Origin of the sequence: Neobacillus terrisolis, assembly GCF_051233475.1 — a bacterium.
GTDB lineage: Bacteria > Bacillota > Bacilli > Bacillales > Cytobacillaceae > Bacillus_BU.
The window spans coordinates 36,290-55,364 of the sequence record NZ_JBKFGH010000006.1; the positions used below are offsets into that span (position 1 = coordinate 36,290).

Sequence of the window (19,075 nt, forward strand, 5' to 3'; positions counted from 1 at the left end):
TGGAGAAATCATATGAAATTTCCTGCCTATTTTTTTGAAGAAATCACCAAATCCTCACCAGATGGTATCGTCATCATGGATAAAGAAAGAACCATCCTCTACACGAATGAGGCAGCAGAAACTTTAACCGGATGGACGGTTGGGGAAAAGGTGCCCTATTGTACCTATTGCCAGCAAAGGGTAATTGAAAATGGAACGGAGCGTTGTATTCTGACAGCGGAAGATCCACTCCCATACTTTCATTCCCATCTGGCGATCTATTCTGGAATTGAGCAAGCTTTTGAAATGCGCTTGTTGAGGCAGAAATATATGGAAAAGGAATATTTTATTCTGAGGCTCCGGTTAACTGTAGAAAATGAAAATAGTGAAAAAGCAAAATTTCATGAATTACTTGTACAAGAGACGATGCTGGCCCAGGAATTTGAACGCAGAAAAATTGCCAGAGAGCTTCACGATCATATTGGTCAGAGTGTATACAGTATATTCCTTGGACTAGAGGGGATAAAATATTCGCTTAATCATGAAAAACATGAAAAACATCTAAATAAAATGATTAAGGTAATGGAACGGACGCTAGCTGATATTAAGACTTTAACAAAAAATCTAAGACCGGAAGCGGTTTACCATTTGGGGATAAAGGACGCACTTGCCGAAGCGGTCCGTGACTGGATTAACCTTTATCAAATTAATATTTCACTTGAAATGGACATAATAGACGGCGAACACTTTGATAAAGAAAAAGAGCTGCATCTTTTCCGTGTGATCCAAGAGGGTGTAGCAAATGCTGTTCGTCATGGGAAGGCTACCTCTATTTCCATTCATTTAAGATCGTCTGATTCTTACTTATTTTTCTTTATCGAAGACAATGGAAATGGGTATAGTGAAGATCCTCGAAAAATGAAAGGACTTGGTGTTAAACACATGTTCGAACGGTGTGTGATGATGGGCGGAGAACTTCGTTGGATAAGCAAGGAGGGAGGACCGACCAGAGTAGAAGGCTTTGTTACAATGGGCAAAAAGTAAGGAGAGTTCAAAACATGAAATTATTAATTGTCGATGACCACGAAGTAGTTCGTGATGGACTGCTGATGATTTTAGAGCAAGCGTATTTAATTGATGCAAAGAAATGTGCTTCAGACGGCTATGAAGCAATAGAGTTAGTAGAGGAATTTACACCAGACTTAGTTCTTCTTGATCTTTCAATGCCTGGTGGCTTAGATGGAATTGAGACCCTTAAGGCGATGCGAAAACTGTTACCAGATGCAAAAATAGTCATTTTTTCGATGTTTGATGATATCATTTTTCAGAAAAAAGCATATGGTATGGGTGCTGATGGGTTCCTCATTAAACAGCTAAAAAGGGATGATTTGATCCAATCCCTTGATCAAATTATTGCAGGCCAGAAGGTATTTAGTCGATTAGTTATTCAAGAAAATGGAGGAGTCGAAACAGAAAAATTGGATCTGCTCGAGCTTCCGATAACAAATCGTGAAAAAGAAGTATTTACCCTTACGGTTTTAGGGTATTCGCAAAAGGAAATTTCAGAAAAACTAGGTATTTCAATTAAGACGGTAGAAAATTACTGTCAAAAAATTGGTGAAAAGCTTAAAACACAAAAACGTTTTGATTGGATTGAAATTGCCATAAAATATAATGTGGTCAGTTTATAGAGGCTTCATTCCCTTCCAACCATATTAAAGAAGGGTCTTAAAGGTATGCCTAATTACATCTCCTCTGCTAATAATACCGAGTAATACTCCGTTCCGCTCAACCGGAACTTTTTTTATTTGTTTGTTTCCAAGGATGGCTGCGATGTTTTCTATATCTTCATTCCAGCTAACTTTATAAACCTTTTTTTTGGCTATATCGAGGACATTTAAATCTAATAGTCTTTGCTTTCTTTGTTGAAATTCTTCATCATCCCCTTTGATTACGAAAGCATAATAGAAATTATCTACCACATAATCTTTATGCTTTCCAATATATCTCATAATGTCTCCGTCGCTTATATACCCGACTATTTCGTTTCGGTCATTTACAACCGGTAGTCCGCTGATTTGGTATTCAATAAATTTTTCAATAACAGACCGCACTGTGTCCTCTTCCTTCACTTTATATACTAATCTGTTCATGATTTCATGTGCTTTCATAATCCTTCTCCCAACAATGATTTTTCTCTCGATAAATAAATTTCTCTATTACTAGTATTATACACTAGAGTTTCTTTTCGCCTTGTCTAGAAAACTCTAATGTTGAAATATTATTAATATTATTTTTAAATAGAAAAAGTGGTTTTGTTATTGCCATTTTGGTGGAAACAGCATAAAATTTTACCAATGGACCTTTTGGTGGTGATTATTTTGGGAATTGCAAAACACTTGCTTTTTAACTTATCCTTACTGCTTGTTCTACTTTTCTTTCTGCAAATTTGGTTTGAAAGAAAAATGCCTATTAAAAAGTCAATTAGTATTCTTTATGTTTCTGGAATAATAGCGATATTATTATGTATGCTCTTTTCGGTTTCCATTAATCCTGAGGTAAGGGTTGATTTGCGATTTGTCCCATTGGTGATCAGCAGTCTCTATTTAGGCTCAAGTTTTCTTTTTGCCGGAGTTGCTATTGTGATTCGGGCTTTTTTCGGAATCGATTCTGGCTTTTGGGTAACTGTAAGTATAAACTTATCACTTGGATTACTATTATTACTGGCAAGACCATCTTTTAAAAAATTATTATCCAGTAAAAATAGAATATCGGTTTCCATCGGATTCAGCATTTTGTCGTCGATGATTTTCTTTGAAGCTTTATTCTTATTTGATCAGCCAAATTATGGATTAGACATGTGGGTTCCGTATTTTATTATATCTGCGCTTGGAACAGGGATCATTGCCTATGCACTTGAATCAATGTACTCCAATATGAAATTAAGAGAACAAATATGGAAAACAAAACGAATTGAAGCGGTTAGCCAAATGGGGGCAGCCATTTCACATGAAATTCGGAATCCATTAACGGCGGCAAAAGGATTTCTTCAATTTCTTAAAGAAGGAAACAATCTTGAACAAAGTCAGAAAGAATATATTTCAATTGCTATTAAAGAATTGGACCAAGCTGAAGAGGTAATCGGAAATTATTTGACCTTTGCCAAACCAGCGATGGAACGAGTAGAAGAGCTCAATGTTCATTGGATATTAGTTCAAGTTTTGACCGAACTTTCTCCAATGATAAATATCAATAATATTGTTATTGAAAAGGAATTTAATTCATCTGGAATTATCATTGGGGACAAGCAGATGCTCCACCAATGTTTTTCTAACCTTATAAAAAATTGTATTGAGTCTATGCCGACTGGTGGAGATGTATATCTCATTTCTTTTGATACGAAGCAAGCCACCACTATTTGCATTACTGCATCGGGATTTAAAATGACAGAGGAGCAAATTCAACGCCAGGGTGAACCTTTTTATGCTATCAATGAAGGAAAAGGAACTGGCCTTGAAATGATGGTGGTACATAGTATTTTAAGAGCTCTGAACGGATCGATTGAAATTAAAAGCAAACCAGATGAGGGTACAACTTTTATCCTTCAATTTCCTAAAAAAGAAAGAACAAGGCAAATTATTTAGCCTCGTTCTTTTTTTATTATTCATCGGGCACGGGATAATTTCAAATTTATAAAAGCAGATAGGATTAGTTTATTTTCGCGTTGTAGTTTGTTTAAAAAGCTGATGACCATAAACGGAAACACCCGCTGCTATCAACCCATTCACAACTGCATCAACTGAAAATCCAAAAATATAAGTTGCAAATCCGAGTGAAACGATTGTAATGATCCATATGATGGACCAATTAGGAACACGAGGAGTTTGTTTTAAAGCAAAGCCGATTACCCATAACGCTGGAATAAGAATTAAATAATTTTGGTTAAGAAAATCAAGCAAGTCCAATAGATTCACCTCCTATCACTCGTTCAATAGTATTTTATGGAGGAAGGAAGTGAATGGTTTGGACAAAAATGATTTTTTATGAAAAAAAATTAAACCTCACATTATGCCACTTTTATTGCTCTTCCAAAAGGTACTTTTGGGATGAAGTCGCTTGGAACAAGCCAAAACATTTCAAAGTCAATTTGCTCCATATCTTCATAAAAGAAGCCCGTAACATCTGTAATATAAAACAATGTATCAATTTTTTCCGTTTGGGCCCATTCAAGTACAAGCGTATAGGAAGATTTTCCGTGTGTATAATACTTAATCGAATCAGATTTTATTTGAGTTATACTGCGGATTTTATAATCTGCTTGAACGAGGAGTGTATCAGGTTTAACCTGTTCAAATAGTTTAACGATGTTATTGATTAAAATGGTATTAACTTCCGTTGAAGAGGTATCGACTGCCAAGGCAATTTTTTTATCATGACGCTCTTGAATCATGGATAAAACCCTCTTGTGCCATCTCATTGAAACCAACTCCCTTTATTAAAATCACCAACAACAGTTCTTATTTTTGCATAATGTCCCGGAAAATATTTTGGGTTTCTTTTGCATGCAAACCATAATCTTCAAAATGCGAAAACCTTTAAATAACCGTGTTTTTTCATTTTTTTAAAGAATGGTTCGGTTGTTCTGAGTTGCATATTAACAATAGAGAAATTTTTTTATTATACTATGTCCTTTTCCTTCCTCTATCTCTATATAAGAGGTGAAGGGAGGTGATGGATATGGCTCAAGGGATGCTTAAGGATACGCAAATGCGTCTTTTCTTTGAAACCGGGCTGGATGAAAAAGGTGAACCGGTGCTAAAAGGCAAAACCTTCAACAATGTGAAGAAGGAAGCAACGATTGATCAGATTTACCAGGCAGCACAGGCAATTGCCGGATTGTGTGCGTACACTCTCACGGCGGTAGAACGTAATGATAGCTTTGATATCATTGCTTAATTCACGACAAAATGAATAAATAGGAGGTGGAAGGTATGGCAAAAACATTAGAATTGCTGTTTGTTACAGATATTGGGAAGTCAGCTCGAATTTCAATTGAACAGCCTGTAGAGCCAATTGATCCTGTTCAAGTGAAATTAGCAATGGAGCAGATCATTGCCTCAACCGCATTTTTTACGGCAAATGGAAATTTAGCTGCCGTTAGCGGAGCTAGAGTTGTAGAACGAAATGTTACCGATTATGAGCTAGTATAAACCATAAGGAACAGGACCGGTTTTCAGCGATGATACCGGTCTTGTTTTTAGAAAAACGATTATCCTAGAAGGGAGGAAGAACTCGTGGACCAGTTCATACCTTTCATAAGTGATGTCGGGTTTCCAATCGTGGTGACACTGTATTTATTGCATCGAATTGAAGCAAAACTTGATACCGTTGTTCTATCGATTCAGAGCCTTCCAGAACGCATGAAAGAGGGAATGTAAACCATTGATAATCTTGACATTCTGGGCTAAAAATGTTAAATTTTAAGTAGCCGTTGCACCGTGTTAGATTTATGAAAAAGCTTGTTCTAATGTTTATGAATACGTTTGGATAAGTAATGAAGGTAAAGCTATCAACGTTGTAAATTGGTGAATTTACACATGGCCTCTCCGTCGAGCGCCAGCCAATAGGAGGATTTTTTTACATGAAAAACGGTAAAGTAAAATGGTTCAACTCAGAAAAAGGTTTCGGATTCATCGAAGCTGAAGACGGAAACGACGTTTTCGTTCATTACTCTGCAATCCAATCAGAAGGTTTCAAAACATTAGAAGAAGGTCAAGAAGTATCTTTCGAAGTTGTTGAAGGTGCTCGTGGACCACAAGCTGCAAACGTTCAAAAGAAATAATTAATTAAATTTAACCTCAACAGCTCAGCCAATATGGTTGAGCTGTTTTTTGGTGGTTAAAAGGCCAAACCAGAGCTCTAAAATCTTTATTTTGAAAACCTACCCATTACAGCAAGTCTGATATAATGAAAGATAGTGATTAAAATAGAGAGGTGAAGGGCATGAAGTTCATTCATACGGCTGATTGGCATCTTGGCAAGCTAGTCCACGGTAAATACATGACAGAGGATCAGGAAATTGTACTTAATCAGTTTGCTGAGCTTGTTGCCGAGGAAAAGCCAGATGCAATTGTCATTGCTGGGGACTTATATGATCGATCTGTACCGCCTACTGAAGCGGTAGAGCTATTAGATAAAGTACTTTATCGACTAAATGTTGAACTGCAAACCCCGATCGTGGCGATTTCCGGAAACCACGATAGTGCCGAGCGCCTTTCTTTTGGCAGCTCATGGTATCGAAATAATAAGTTTTACTTAACAGGAAAGCTTTCAAAAGACTTTAGTCCTGTTCATATAAATGGCGTAAATTTCTATTTAATTCCTTATGCAGAACCTGGCGTTGTGCGCCAGCTCCTCGATGATGATTCCATTCATTCCCACCAAGAGGCGATGCGGGCCATCATTGACCAAATTGAAAAAACAATGAACCATAATGAGCCGAATGTTTTTGTCGGCCATGCTTTCGTTTTAGGAGGACAAACCTCTGATTCGGAACGAACCCTTTCGGTTGGAGGTTCAGGCTGTGTCGGGGCGGATTTGTTTGCTCCATTTTCCTATACGGCACTCGGTCATTTGCACAGTCCAGATGCGATTCGTCATAATACAGTGAAATATTCAGGCTCACTGCTAAAGTATTCTTTCTCTGAAGCAAGCCAGAAAAAGTCAATCTCGATTATCGAAATGAATGATAATGGTGAGTTCGAACATCGCTATCGTTCCCTAGCACCTAAGCTTGATATGCGTGAAATTGAAGGGCATCTTGAAGAATTGCTTGATCCAAGCTTTTATGAAAAGCAAAAATGTGATGATTATTTGAAGGTGACGCTGCTTGATGAAGGCGCACTGATTGACCCGATTAATAAGCTTCGTCAAGTTTACGAAAATGTTCTTCATTTGGAGCGGAAAATCGCTGTAACAGATATGAAGAAGAAGCTGTCCTTTACAGTGGAAAAGGACGAACGAAAATCAGAGCTTGAACTATTTGAACAGTTTTATAAAGAAATGACCACAGCTGAATTTAGTTCAGAAAAGCGGGATGTTATGGCGACTGTGATCGAAAAAGTGCACAAAGAGGAGGGGGCTTAACATGAAGCCGATTAAGCTGATAATGCAAGCCTTCGGACCTTATGCTGGTAAAGAGGAAATTGACTTTTCCCAGCTTGGCAATCGGACGATGTTTGTCATCTCTGGAAAAACAGGATCAGGGAAAACAACGATATTTGATGGGATTAGCTATGCGATATACGGAAAAGCTAGTGGTGAAGATCGAAACGGACCAGAGTTGCGTAGTCAGTTTGCTAACGAAGAATTACCGACTGAAGTGGCGCTGGAGTTTACCCTTCGTGGGAAACGATATTTCATTTGGCGTGCACCTCAGCAATTTAAGAAGAAAAAAAGCGGTGATGGCTTTACTTCAATTAATGCCAAGGCCGAGCTATATCTTTTCGATCATGAAGGGGAAAAGCAACTCCTTGCCGCGAATGTCCGGGATGTGGATGAGCGAATAAAGGAAATTATGCTGATTGACAGTAATCAATTCCGTCAAATATTAATGATTCCACAAGGAGAATTTAGGAAGCTGTTAACTTCTGACAGTAAGGATAAAGAAGTAATTCTCCAGCGCTTATTCCACACTGAAATCTATAAAAGGGTGGAAGAAAAGCTAAAGGAGGAAGCAACAGAATTAAAGCGAACGGTCGAAAAGCAAATAGAGGACCGAAATACGGCGCTCCGTGGAATTCAGGTTTATAACGGCGAGGAATTAAAAAGCTATCTTGATGCCGACAGTGTCAATGATACATTCATTTTACCTTTATTAAAAAATGAAATAGAGACGATAGAGGAAGCGCTTGTCAAAATAAAGCAAGAATCTGCGGCCATGCAAGATGAGCGGGACAAGCTTCAAAAAAGTATTCACGACGCTGAATTAGTCGTCAAACAATTGAAAACTAAGGACGAGCTGTTAGCCAAAAAGGTGGAATTAGAAAGCCAAAAAGAACAATTCGAGCAAAAGGAAACAGAAATGGTGCTTGGGCAAAAAGCAGCAATGCTAGCCCAACAGGAAGAAATCTGTCATCACTTAAAAAAGGAATTAGATCAAGCTAAAAAGAACGCAGAGGTTCTTCAGGCACGGGTAGAGCAGTTGACGAATTTGCTGAAAGAGCGGGAAGCGTTACTTGAAGCTGAAAAGGCAAAAGAACCTGAACGGCAGCAAGCAGCTGAAGAAGTAAAACGGCTTCAAATAATAAAAGATGATGTGTACTTATTTGCTAACATGGAGACAGAGGTTCAAAGACTAGAACAACAGCTTTCACAAGCTAAAATGCAGCAACAAAAAGCTGAGGAAGATGGTAAAAAAACAGATGAACTGTTGAAGAGGCTTCAGGAGGAAAAACAAGGGGTTGAGCGAGGTCAGCTTGTTTTTATTGAGAATAAACGAAAAATGGAACTGTTAGAGGCAGAACTAGAGCAATTGACGAAATATGAAGGCCTTTTTGAACGATTTAACCAATCAACATCCATTCTCGAGACCCGAAAAGGCTACTACGAGAATAGTGTTTTACGATTGCAAGATTGCAAGCACTTAGTGGAAGAGCTTGAGCAGAAATGGCTTCATAATCAGGCAACCATTCTTGCCGGTTCTCTTAAGGATGGAGAGGAATGTCCAGTATGCGGCTCCAGTCATCATCCGGCCCCAGCTCGAGCCTTAGATGGCTCCGTACCATCCCAAGAGGATATTAAGTCTGCCAAACAGCAGGTTAGTAAACTTGAGACCGAAAAGGGAAAAGCTGAGTCTGCCCTTTATGAAATTCAATCGGACCAAAGGGCTCTTCAGCAATCATTATCTGAACTGTTGGAAGAGATTATTCAAAAACGTCCGGATTTTTCAATCAGTCAACTTCAGTTAATAAAAGGTCAAATTGAATTGGAGCATACAAAGCTTATTCACGATCAAAAGGAATTAACCGCAAAAATCAATAGACTCGACTTTATCACAACCCAGCTGGAAGGGTATGAAAAAACAAAGCAGCAATTGACTGAGAAAGGCCAGCAGTTAAACCAAGTTGTTCAGGAATTAACGATCCAGTTTACGGAAAAAAGGACGACCTTAGCCCGAATGATGGAGCAAATACCCGAACCGCTTCGCACGATTGAGGCGTTCGAGAAGGAACTAAAACGAGCGGTTCATGCAGCTAAATCATTAGAGTTACAACTTGAAAATGCTAATCAGCAATATCAGGAAACAAGAGAAAGCTACAGCTCGGAAAAAGCAAGACTTGAAACAGTGGGGATCCAGGTAGCCGAAACAACCCAAAAACTCGATAGGGAAAGAGAAGCGTTTTTACAAAAGCTTGCAGAACAAGGATTTGAAAAATATGGCCAGTATCAAGCCGCCAAAAGAACGGAGAATGAAATCCGGCAGCTAGGAGAATTGATCCGTGCCTATCGGGAAGAGCTTCGTTCTGTTTCTGACCGCTATCTTGAATTAGCCCAATTACTAAAAAATGTGAAAGCCCCAGATCTCGCGACCTTAACTGAAGCCTTTGAAGAAATCAATAAACAATTAAGTTTGATCCAAGACGCAACCACGAGCTTATTTATGAAAAAACGAGCGAATGAGGAAATTCTTGATCGGGTAGAGCGAATCAACATGGAATTAAAGGATTTAGAAGAGCGCTATAAGCTGATTGGACATTTATATGAAATATCCAAGGGGCAAAATACGTATCGAATCACGTTTGAACGGTTTGTTCTGGCTGCATTTCTAGATGATATCCTTGCACAGGCGAATGTTCGCTTAACGAAAATGACGAGCGGACGCTATCAATTACTAAGAAAGACAGACCGCTCAAAGGGTGCTGGTCAAAGCGGGCTTGAACTGCTTGTTTTTGACCAATATACTGGACAAGAGAGACACGTTAAAACCTTATCAGGCGGGGAAAGCTTTAAGGCAGCGTTAGCACTTGCCCTTGGTCTTGCCGAGGTAGTACAGCACCATGCAGGCGGCGTGTCTTTAGAGACGATGTTTATTGATGAAGGGTTCGGGACACTGGATCCTGAGTCATTAGACCAAGCGATTGAGTCATTAATTGATATACAAAGCAGCGGCCGGCTTGTCGGGATCATATCGCATGTTCCAGAATTAAAGGAACGAATGGATGCCCGATTAGAGGTCTTTGCTACTCAAACAGGTAGCCGAACTGAATTTCAGCTTATGAACTAGATAGAGAAGTAGGTGTCGATTTGGAACAGAAAAGATATTTTACAATTGGTATGGCAGGGCATATCGACCATGGGAAAACATCCTTAACGAAAGCATTAACGAATGTGGATACCGATCGCTTAAAAGAAGAAAAGGAAAGACAAATTTCGATTGAATTAGGTTTTGCACCGCTTTATGAGGATGATGAAATTCAAATTTCGGTGATTGATGTTCCGGGACATGAACGGTTTATTCGCCAAATGATTGCCGGTGTGGCGGGAATTGACCTGGTTGTTCTCGTTGTGGCCGCAGACGAGGGCGTTATGCCGCAGACACGTGAACATCTGGATATTCTCGGATTCCTTGGAATTCGCAATGGAATCGTTGCGATTACGAAGATCGATCGAGTTGATGAGGAATTCATTGATCTTGTTAAGGATGATATTTTTGAAGAATTACAGGGGACAGTCTTTGAGAATTCTCCATTTGTTCTTGTAGACAGCCTATCGAAAAAAGGAATCGACGAGTTGAAAAACTTGATTATTGATACATTAAAGGACCAGGAAATGCGGGATGCAAAGGGGGCTTTCCGACTTCCGATTGACCAGGTTTTTACGGTGAAAGGTCAGGGGACGGTTGTCCGCGGCACAGTCTATGAAGGGACAGTCGAAGAAGGACAAGCGCTGATGATTATGCCAAAAGGGATTGAAGTTCGTGCTCGTCAGCTTCAGGTGCACCATAAGCCAGCCAAAAAGGCATTTGCAGGACAACGGGCTGCGATTAATCTTTCCAATGTATCAAAAGAAGATTTAGAACGAGGAGACGTTATTGTTTCTTCTGAGCATTTCAATGTCACGAGAACGATTGATGTAGCCATCCGTGTTGTTGAAGATTTGGAATATATGGTTAAACAGCGGATGCCGATTAAATGTCATATTGGAACGGCTGAGGTTATGGGGCGAATTGTCTTCTTTGACCGTAATGAACTAAAAGAAGAAAATGGTGAGATCCTGTGCCAGCTCCGCTTAGATGAAGAAATCGTTACAAAAAGGGGAGACCGGTTTATTATTCGCCGCCCAAGCCCGCAGGAAACTGTTGGGGGAGGCTGGGTGATCGACCCTAGAGGTGAAAAGTATCGTTTTGGAGTGCAAACCATTGAGGAGCTTGAAAAGAAGAAAGTTGGCACACCAAAAGAACGGATTATTGCTGCTTTAACAGAAGGAAAAAGCTTAATCCTGCCTGAGTTAATTAAGAGAACTGCATTAGATGAGGAAACATTGTTAGAGGAACTTAATAATGAAGAATTCCTGCTCTATAACGGCAAGGAATATACACTAAAATCCTTAGTGTTGTTAATCGAAGATGAATTGTATGATCGACTGGGCGATTTCCATAAAGAATATCCGATGAAGCAAGGTATTAACAAGGCTGAGATTTTGCAGACGATGCAAAAGCTTTATCCAAAAGCTTTGCTGGATTATGTTATTGAACAAGGTGTTGAACATGGCACTTTTGGCCGTAAGGATCAGTTTGTTTTTCTAGGGGAATTTGTACCTCACGTACCGCCAAGCTGGCAAAAGCGTACAGAAAACATGCTTCAAGTCATTAAGAAAGAGGGATATAAGGTTCGCTACTTACAAGACTACTTTAAGGAAGCGGGTATTCCTGAACAGTTAACCGGAGATCTAAAACGGTTCTTGGAAGAACAGGGCTTAATTGTCCCCCTTGATGATCAATACTATTGGCATGGTGAGTTATTTACTGAAGCTGTTTCTTCCTTGCGCAGTAAAACCGGCGCTGATTTTAAAGTAGGGGATGCCAAAGAAGTATTAGATTTATCCCGAAAGTATATGATTCCATTTTTAGAACGGCTCGATGCCAAAGGGTATACGAAACGCGTTGAAAATAAGCGAGTTTGGCAATAGCCAGAGGATTGTGGCAGGAGCTTAGATTGTAAAGACAAGGCATAATAATATAGATTTTTGCGAAATTTGCGAGACTCCTGCGGGAACGAGAGCCAGGTGAGACCCCGCAGGGCGGAACGACCGAGGAGGCTCAACGGCGAACCCGCGGAAAGGGAGCGGATTTCGCAAAAATCAACACGATACGTATTAAACAATACAAAAAAGGCTGACTTCCAACAAGGGGAGTCAGCCTTTTATTATTGTTAATTATTTAACTTCTGCAACAGTGTGGTGTGGCTTTTTCTTCATAAATTGCTTAAGCATAAGTGATGGGCCACCAAGGTAGAACAAATATCTCATTTCAATTACTTGTTTTAAGAAAGCAGCAAGCTTTCCTTTTACTACAACAGAACCAACCTTACCTACTGCAAAAGCGTCTCCGATTGAAGCAACTGAACCTTTGTGATGGTATTCAAATGCTTCTAATTGCTGACCGCGAATAGTCGCTACAATGTTCTTAGCACAAACTGGAGCTTGTTGAAGTGCAACCTGTGCAGTTGGAGGAAGAGCAGACTTTTCATCCTTCATGAACATTGCATTATCTCCAAGACAGAAAACATTTTCTACGCTAGGGATTCTCAAGAACTTATCTACAACCATTTTTCCACGTACAGTTTGAAGTCCAGCTTCTTCGAACAGTTTATGTCCGCGAACACCACAAGACCAAATCAATGTTTTGGTTGGAATTTCAGTACCTGGTGCAACCTTAACATAATTTTCAGTAGCTTCAAGGATTTTAGTTGAAGTCATTACTTGAACACCGTTTTCAATTAACAGCTTTGTAGTGTAGTCAACTGCAGCTTTTTCAAACCCTGGTAAAACTGTTGGTGCTGCTTCAATGTTAACGATTTTAATTTTATTAAATGGTACATCATAAGTTTTTGCTAATTCAGGAAGTTTTTCAATTAATTCCCCAACCATTTCAATTCCGGTGAAGCCTGCACCCGCAACCGCAAATGTTAGACGAGATTCATCTTTATCCTCTTTATATAAAGAAAATTGCTTAAGAATGTGAGGAAAAACTTGCTTCGAAGTTTGGAAGCTTCGAAGGTTAAATGCATGCTCTTCAATTCCAGGAGTTCCGAACGTCTCAACAGCAAAACCTAATGCAACTAATAGGTAATCATAGCTTACAGATTCTCCGCCTTCTAAAAGAATGCGTTTATGATTGAAGTCTAGAGAAGAAACTGTTGCTTTCTTAAAAGTAACTTTGCTTTCATCGATCAGCTCACGAATTGGCATGGTAATTTTATCATCTGCTGCAGTTCCAGCACATGTTTTGTGTAACTGTGTAGTGACATAATGATATTCATGCTTGTTAATTAACATTACATCTGCTTCACCAGATTTAAGTAATTTTTCTAGATTTTTTGTGGTCATAATACCGCCGTATCCTGATCCTAAAATGACGATTTTCGGTTTAGTCATCGTTATCTACTCCTTTATAAATGGTATGTAACGGATAAAAGATGTGAAACTATTCACAAGATAGAAGAAAAAATAAATGAGAAAATAAATAATAGAATAATAACGCATTGTGAAACGATTCACATTTAAGATGATATTAGATTACGATATTAATAGGTTTCTTACAAGGTATTTTGGGTTTTAAATGTGACAAATTAGTTAACTGGCGAATTGAAAGCGATTACTTATTTTCGTTCCGAATAATTGAATTGTTTTGTGAGGATTAGCGATTTGTTTTTGTCGATTTGCTGACAAAAAAGAACGCCTATTCAAATGAATAAGCGTTCTTAATAGTGATTAAGCTTTTACTGTTTCTTTCTTACGCATAGCCTCTGGGATATACACGCAGTATGGTTCACTTTCCAAATAGTCTCCAGTTACTCCGTATGCTCTTGAACGTGATCCACCGCAAACATGGCGGAATTCACATACCCCACATTTTCCTTTATAAAGATCCGGATTACGCAGCTCTTTTAGAACTGGTGATTCACGGTAAATTTCAGCAAGTGATTTTTCACGAACATTACCAACGACGATAGGCAATAGTCCACTTGGTAAAACTTCACCAATATGAGAAACGAAGATAAAGCCTACTCCGTCATTTACTCCTTTTGGTGCACGTTTTAATCCATCAATCTTTGAAGCCATATCTTTTGTTAATGTATCTTCATAATTAATTTCGTGCTTGTCTACACCATCGACATGCTCTCTTGCTTTTTGTTGGAAAACGACACGGCGGTAGTGCTGAGAAGCAGTCGTTTTAATATCAAAAGGAGCGGTTTTGCTCAGGTCATACAACCAACGGAAAACCTTTTCATGCTCGGCAGGAGTAATACAAGCGTCTTCCTGACCACGTCCAGTTGGAACAAGAAGGAAGATATACCACATGATTGCCCCAAGCTCTTCAACAAGCTTCGCCATTTCCTCAAGATGGTCATAGTTATAGCGAGAAATTACGGTGTTAATTTGCAACGGCATACCTAATTCTACTAATTGCTTAATCTTTTCAACTGTTAAATCAAATGAACCGGAAGTACCACGGAATTGGTCATGAATTTCAGGTGTAGGCCCGTCTAAGCTGAAGCCCCAACGAGATAAGCCAACTTCTTTTGCTCGAATCATTTTTTCCTTAGTTACATTATCCGTTGCACTTGGAACCATTGATACGCGCATACCTTTTTTCACTGCATAATCAGCAAGTTCAAATAAGTCTTCACGCATCATACAGTCGCCGCCGGTAAATACAAGCATTGGATTATTCATATCATAGATTTGGTCGATAAGATTAAGACCTTCTTCATGTGATAATTCACGTGGATCAGGTGTTACTTGCGCATCTGCTCTACAGTGAACACACTTCAATTGACAGGCTCTTGTTACTTCCCAAATAACAATAAATGGATTTTCATTATAATCAATTTGAGTTGCTGCTCCATGAGGGTGTCCGCCAGGATGACCTCCGGGATGTCCCATACTATGTGGATGTCCCATTCCGTGTGGATGTCCTTTTCCATGCATGTTTATCACCAAACCTTATACTATTTATTGTGTCCAAACACTATTGGCATAGAGTTTAACATTTTTTCTATTACTTCCTTCATTATAAAGTTAGGAAAAAATTATAACGGCAGTGGTTATTACAATATTTCTACAAAAATGAACCAATTTTGTGAACTCAAAAACCAAATTTTTCTAAAAGCAATAAAAGGTCAGCAAATCTTAGGGTCAGTGAAGAAGATAGGGAATTTAGGTTTATATTTCGGGAAAAATGGATAAAGTTTCTAATAATTACTTTTCAGCGGGAGGGGCATTTATTGGAAACAACCTTTAATGAGATGGACTCCATTTTCCAACGCACGAAACAGGCGTTATCGGAATTCATGGAGATTATTACACCAATTATCAACAACTCAGCAGATGATCATGAGCGTCTATATTGGCATCATATCTACGAAGAGGAAGATCATCGGTCCGACCGGCTTGATATTCTGCTACCAAAAATAAAGCAGGTAATCGCCAACGAGATTAATATCTCGGATCATCAGGGGGAATTTCTTCATTTATTACAAGACATAAGCTTAGAGAAGTTTGGGTTACATAATTTTCTTGAACATCTTGATTTGTCTTTGTTTCAATTCAATGGCACAGAGTACGAAGGAAAAATCCAAGCGTTAAGAGATTTTACTTATGAGGACTATCAAAGCATGAAGGGAATTCTCGAGCGTTTAAATCAGGAATTTAAAGGTGGTATGCAGTTTAATACTTCCATACCTACTGACGAGAAGGACGGAATTGGTTCAAGTTTAAAAATCGCCGCTTATATCCATGATCATGATCATGACCACGAACACGACCATGGGCATAACCACGGTCACCATAGTCCAGCTCAGCAAGTAACAGCACAAACAATGAAAAAGACCTTAACGGTTGGCAGCTTAAAACAAAACAGATAAAGGAAGTGAAGAATATGAATAAAACAACTATGTACCCTGAAGCATCCTTAACGATGGGGGAATGGCATGAATTAGATCAAACTGTTTTTGATAGTGTAAAAAAACAACTAGTGGGAAGGCGGTTTATTGATATTTATGGACCACTTGGTGAAGGAGTTCAATCGATAACGAATGATATTTTCGATTCACCTGATCGAGGTGCGATAAGCTTTCACGGTGAGGATTCACAATTATCAGTGCCTTCAAGAAGAGTTACGCTGACTGTTCCTATGTTATATAAGGATTTTGTATTATACTGGCGCGATATCCAGCAAGCGAAAACATTAAACAGTCCCATTGACTTTTCACCGGCTGCCAATGCGGCCCAGCAATGTGCTCTACTTGAGGATGATTTAATTTTTAATGGCTCATCAGAATTTAATCTTGATGGAATTATGACGGTAAAAGGAAAATTATCTCATATCCGTACAGATTGGATGGAATCTGGAAATGCCTTTAGTGATGTAGTTGAAGCGCGCAATAAGTTATTAAGAATGGGGCATACCGGTCCATACGCTCTTGTCTTGTCACCTGAACTATATGCCCTTGTTCACCGTGTTCATCAAGGGACACATGTATTAGAAATTGAGCATATTCGTGAGCTAATGACGGCGGGTGTCTTTCAATCCCCGATGATAAAGGGTGGAACGGGTGTTGTTCTAGATGCCGGCAGACAAAATATTGATCTTGCGATTGCGAGTGACTTTGACACGGTTTTTTTAGATGTTGATAATTTGAACTATCATTTCCGTGTTTATGAAGCAATCGTTCCAAGAATCAAGCGTCCAACTGCCATTTGTACGTTAGAGGAACATTCAAAATAAGAAAATATGAGTGAAAAATGCGCTCCAAATACGGTTTCATGGTCTTGGGCGTTGCAGCTTCGCTAAGTTAAGTGGAAAATACACCAAAAATGTGAAAGAGACTGACCTATAGGAAGTCAGCCTCTTTTCCATTCGTTGTATTCTTAAGCAATACTATATACGTTTTTCTCTGAATAAATTATGCTCGTATCTACTTCTTTTTTAGCTGCTGGTAAGCCGATATCCTCGATAATCATTTGGGCTTCTTCACGGAAAATAGGAGATGTGCTGCCATCATTTACTTCAAATAATCGCTTTAAGTATTTCATTTTTTCAATTGTTTTCGTTTTTTTATAGGCTTGATTGTTCAATTCATATACTTTTTTATGTTTAGGTTCATCAAGTAGGCCAAGCTCGGTAATATTGACAATCAAATTTTGCCCATCTTCTGTTACAAATCCAATTGAATAGATCGATGAGCCGATTAAATCGATATTGGTAATAACGGCATGTTGATAAGTTTCCCCAGTACGAAGACGAAGAGTATTAACTTCAATAACACCACCGATTTTTCTTTCGTTAACAAGCAGTTTATGGATATCTTTCAGGCCATTTATTTGGTAGCTCATGATGTAGCCTCCTAGATTAGGTGTTTAATTTATGTTAGTGAGAATAATTATCAATTTCAATATAAGTTTATTTTACAAGGAAGTATAATTTCGGTCAATGGGTTTTTTCGTGTCGATTTTGTTAATTTATTTTTTGTGGTAAGGGGGAGAATCAATGAGGAAATTAACGATTGGTTCATTAAAGGATTCCAGCAGAAGAGGAGATATTGAAATTGCTGCAGCACCGTTGGATAAACAGACCTTCAAGGTAATCAAAAGGTTATTACAACTTGAGCAAAATCATTCCCGTTATCAGATCGAAGTTAATAAAGACCAAACCATTCTAGATGCAGCATTTGAACAAAACATCGAACTGGAATATAAATGCCGCAAGGGAACCTGTGGACAATGCAAAGTGAAAATTATCAATGGCAGGAATTTACTCACTGAAGCCAATCAAGCAGAGGAGAAGAAATTGCAGAATTTATTAAACAATGGCTTTCGACTCGCGTGTCAGGCAAAAGGAAGATAAGGTGCCTGTCCCCCGGCGGATTAACGCGTTAATCCATCGGGGGACAGGCATTTTCGACTTTATCCTATTTATACCAGCCTAACTCTTCAGAAATTTCCTCTGCTGCTTTAATGGTTAAGGACACTAGGTCTTCTGCGCTTGGATTTCTAACCAATGACTCAGGGATAAACAAGCTGATCGTGGCAACAATTTTTTCTTCCCATGAGAAAATCGGCGCAGCAATATCAGCCATGCCTTCTTTCATCTCCCCAAAAGTGATCGAAAATCCGTGTTTTTTAATCATTCTAAGCTCTGTATCTAAATGTTCCTTTGAGAAGTGGTGACCGTTGTTTAATAATGAGAGAATCGTCTTTTCTTTTATGGCTGATGGTAGATGGGCTAATAATAATTTATTGGCAGACCCAATATAAAGTGGATTTCGTAATAAAAACGGTTCAATGTTTTGTTCATTTTTGGTGTCAATCCAATCTACAATAACTCCCTCCGAACCCTCTAATACAGTTAGACAAGTACATTGTTTTGTTTTTTCAGCGAGCCTTTCCATGACGGGGCGGGAATATTGATACACTGGTAGACTATTTCGCAAAGCAAATCCCATTTGAATAATGTTAAAACTTAACCGGAATTTCCTCGTCTCTCTGCTTTTCGAAACAAAGCCTGCATCTGAAAGGGAGGATAGGAGGCGGTGAACTGTCTGCACAGGAAGATTTAATTTTTTACTTATTTCAGTAGCGCTCCATTCTTCCTTATCTCTTTCAGGCTTTATTGCTTCAAGAAGGATCATCGACTTTTGAATAACACTCGACAAAGTGCTTCACACTCCTTTCACCCACTTTGCTCCTCTCTTATAAAAATAAAAATTTTTCTAAGGTAAATATAGTACAAAACGGAACGAAGCGAGTTTTTCTTCAAAAAAAGAACAAAGATTGTCAGGGAAGCTGCCGTTCTTTTTGTTGTTTTCCTAAT

At 38.8% G+C, this 19,075-nt stretch carries 20 protein-coding genes; 13 read left to right on the forward strand and 7 right to left on the reverse strand.

Annotation, left to right across the window (positions count from 1 at the left end; genetic code table 11):
* The first annotated feature begins 12 nt into the window (after positions 1 to 12).
* Positions 13 to 1,023 carry a sensor histidine kinase gene (locus ACI48O_RS04145; protein ID WP_435560468.1) on the forward strand — a complete coding sequence of 337 codons (1,011 nt, stop codon included), beginning with the start codon at positions 13 to 15 and terminating at the stop codon, positions 1,021 to 1,023.
* Between the two features lie 14 nt (positions 1,024 to 1,037).
* Positions 1,038 to 1,670 carry a response regulator gene (locus tag ACI48O_RS04150; RefSeq protein ID WP_435560469.1) on the forward strand — a complete coding sequence of 211 codons (633 nt, stop codon included), beginning with the start codon at positions 1,038 to 1,040 and terminating at the stop codon, positions 1,668 to 1,670.
* A 24-nt stretch (positions 1,671 to 1,694) separates the two neighbouring features.
* Here the strand turns inward: ACI48O_RS04150 and ACI48O_RS04155 are convergent, their stop codons facing one another.
* Positions 1,695 to 2,150 (reverse strand): CBS domain-containing protein, encoded by a 456-nt coding sequence (locus ACI48O_RS04155; RefSeq protein ID WP_435560470.1) that lies wholly within the window; start codon positions 2,148 to 2,150, stop codon positions 1,695 to 1,697.
* A gap of 150 nt (positions 2,151 to 2,300) precedes the next feature.
* Here ACI48O_RS04155 and ACI48O_RS04160 point away from each other — a divergent pair, with 150 nt between their 5' ends.
* Positions 2,301 to 3,623, forward strand: coding sequence for an ATP-binding protein (locus ACI48O_RS04160; RefSeq protein WP_435560471.1), 1,323 nt, complete (start codon positions 2,301 to 2,303; stop codon positions 3,621 to 3,623).
* Between the two features lie 69 nt (positions 3,624 to 3,692).
* Here ACI48O_RS04160 and ACI48O_RS04165 read toward each other — a convergent pair whose 3' ends face one another.
* Together ACI48O_RS04165 and ACI48O_RS04170 are read right to left on the reverse strand one after the other, a co-directional pair.
* On the reverse strand, positions 3,693 to 3,953 hold the full coding sequence (locus ACI48O_RS04165; protein WP_435560472.1) for a phage holin family protein: 261 nt from the start codon (positions 3,951 to 3,953) through the stop codon (positions 3,693 to 3,695).
* A 92-nt stretch (positions 3,954 to 4,045) separates the two neighbouring features.
* Positions 4,046 to 4,456 carry a VWA-like domain-containing protein gene (locus ACI48O_RS04170; RefSeq protein WP_435560473.1) on the reverse strand — a complete coding sequence of 137 codons (411 nt, stop codon included), beginning with the start codon at positions 4,454 to 4,456 and terminating at the stop codon, positions 4,046 to 4,048.
* 260 nt (positions 4,457 to 4,716) lie between these two features.
* On the opposite strand from ACI48O_RS04170, the gene ACI48O_RS04175 reads away from it, so the two are divergent.
* The 7 genes from ACI48O_RS04175 (at position 4,717) to selB (ending at position 12,168) form a co-directional block, all read left to right on the forward strand.
* Positions 4,717 to 4,935 (forward strand): DUF1659 domain-containing protein, encoded by a 219-nt coding sequence (locus ACI48O_RS04175; protein WP_435560474.1) that lies wholly within the window; start codon positions 4,717 to 4,719, stop codon positions 4,933 to 4,935.
* Between the two features lie 35 nt (positions 4,936 to 4,970).
* Entirely contained in the window at positions 4,971 to 5,189 is a 219-nt protein-coding gene (locus ACI48O_RS04180; protein ID WP_435560475.1) for a DUF2922 domain-containing protein, read from the forward strand.
* An 84-nt stretch (positions 5,190 to 5,273) separates the two neighbouring features.
* Entirely contained in the window at positions 5,274 to 5,417 is a 144-nt protein-coding gene (locus ACI48O_RS04185; RefSeq protein ID WP_435560476.1) for a YvrJ family protein, read from the forward strand.
* A gap of 203 nt (positions 5,418 to 5,620) precedes the next feature.
* The gene (locus tag ACI48O_RS04190) at positions 5,621 to 5,821 is read left to right on the forward strand and encodes a cold-shock protein (RefSeq protein WP_318503739.1); all 201 of its coding nucleotides are present in this window, start codon (positions 5,621 to 5,623) and stop codon (positions 5,819 to 5,821) included.
* Positions 5,822 to 5,982: 161 nt separating this feature from the next.
* Positions 5,983 to 7,125, forward strand: coding sequence for an exonuclease SbcCD subunit D (locus ACI48O_RS04195; RefSeq protein ID WP_435560477.1), 1,143 nt, complete (start codon positions 5,983 to 5,985; stop codon positions 7,123 to 7,125).
* 1 nt (position 7,126) lies between these two features.
* Positions 7,127 to 10,264 (forward strand): AAA family ATPase, encoded by a 3,138-nt coding sequence (locus tag ACI48O_RS04200; RefSeq protein WP_435560478.1) that lies wholly within the window; start codon positions 7,127 to 7,129, stop codon positions 10,262 to 10,264.
* 20 nt (positions 10,265 to 10,284) lie between these two features.
* Entirely contained in the window at positions 10,285 to 12,168 is a 1,884-nt protein-coding gene (selB, locus tag ACI48O_RS04205; RefSeq protein WP_435560480.1) for a selenocysteine-specific translation elongation factor, read from the forward strand.
* A gap of 246 nt (positions 12,169 to 12,414) precedes the next feature.
* Here the strand turns inward: selB and ACI48O_RS04210 are convergent, their stop codons facing one another.
* Positions 12,415 to 13,635 carry an NAD(P)/FAD-dependent oxidoreductase gene (locus ACI48O_RS04210; RefSeq protein ID WP_435560481.1) on the reverse strand — a complete coding sequence of 407 codons (1,221 nt, stop codon included), beginning with the start codon at positions 13,633 to 13,635 and terminating at the stop codon, positions 12,415 to 12,417.
* Positions 13,636 to 13,971: 336 nt separating this feature from the next.
* On the reverse strand, positions 13,972 to 15,192 hold the full coding sequence (locus tag ACI48O_RS04215) for a TIGR04053 family radical SAM/SPASM domain-containing protein (protein ID WP_435560482.1): 1,221 nt from the start codon (positions 15,190 to 15,192) through the stop codon (positions 13,972 to 13,974).
* Positions 15,193 to 15,488: 296 nt separating this feature from the next.
* Here ACI48O_RS04215 and ACI48O_RS04220 point away from each other — a divergent pair, with 296 nt between their 5' ends.
* Together ACI48O_RS04220 and ACI48O_RS04225 are read left to right on the forward strand one after the other, a co-directional pair.
* Entirely contained in the window at positions 15,489 to 16,127 is a 639-nt protein-coding gene (locus ACI48O_RS04220; protein ID WP_435560483.1) for an IMEF encapsulin system ferritin-like cargo protein, read from the forward strand.
* Positions 16,128 to 16,141: 14 nt separating this feature from the next.
* A complete protein-coding gene (locus ACI48O_RS04225) occupies positions 16,142 to 16,990 on the forward strand; it encodes a family 1 encapsulin nanocompartment shell protein (protein ID WP_435560484.1) in 849 nt (282 codons plus the stop codon).
* A 143-nt stretch (positions 16,991 to 17,133) separates the two neighbouring features.
* Here the strand turns inward: ACI48O_RS04225 and ACI48O_RS04230 are convergent, their stop codons facing one another.
* On the reverse strand, positions 17,134 to 17,598 hold the full coding sequence (locus ACI48O_RS04230; protein WP_435560485.1) for a hypothetical protein: 465 nt from the start codon (positions 17,596 to 17,598) through the stop codon (positions 17,134 to 17,136).
* Between the two features lie 154 nt (positions 17,599 to 17,752).
* Here ACI48O_RS04230 and ACI48O_RS04235 point away from each other — a divergent pair, with 154 nt between their 5' ends.
* On the forward strand, positions 17,753 to 18,109 hold the full coding sequence (locus ACI48O_RS04235; protein WP_435560486.1) for a 2Fe-2S iron-sulfur cluster-binding protein: 357 nt from the start codon (positions 17,753 to 17,755) through the stop codon (positions 18,107 to 18,109).
* 64 nt (positions 18,110 to 18,173) lie between these two features.
* On the opposite strand, the gene ACI48O_RS04240 is transcribed toward ACI48O_RS04235, so the two are convergent.
* Positions 18,174 to 18,917 (reverse strand): IclR family transcriptional regulator, encoded by a 744-nt coding sequence (locus tag ACI48O_RS04240; protein WP_435560487.1) that lies wholly within the window; start codon positions 18,915 to 18,917, stop codon positions 18,174 to 18,176.
* Positions 18,918 to 19,075 lie beyond the last annotated feature (158 nt).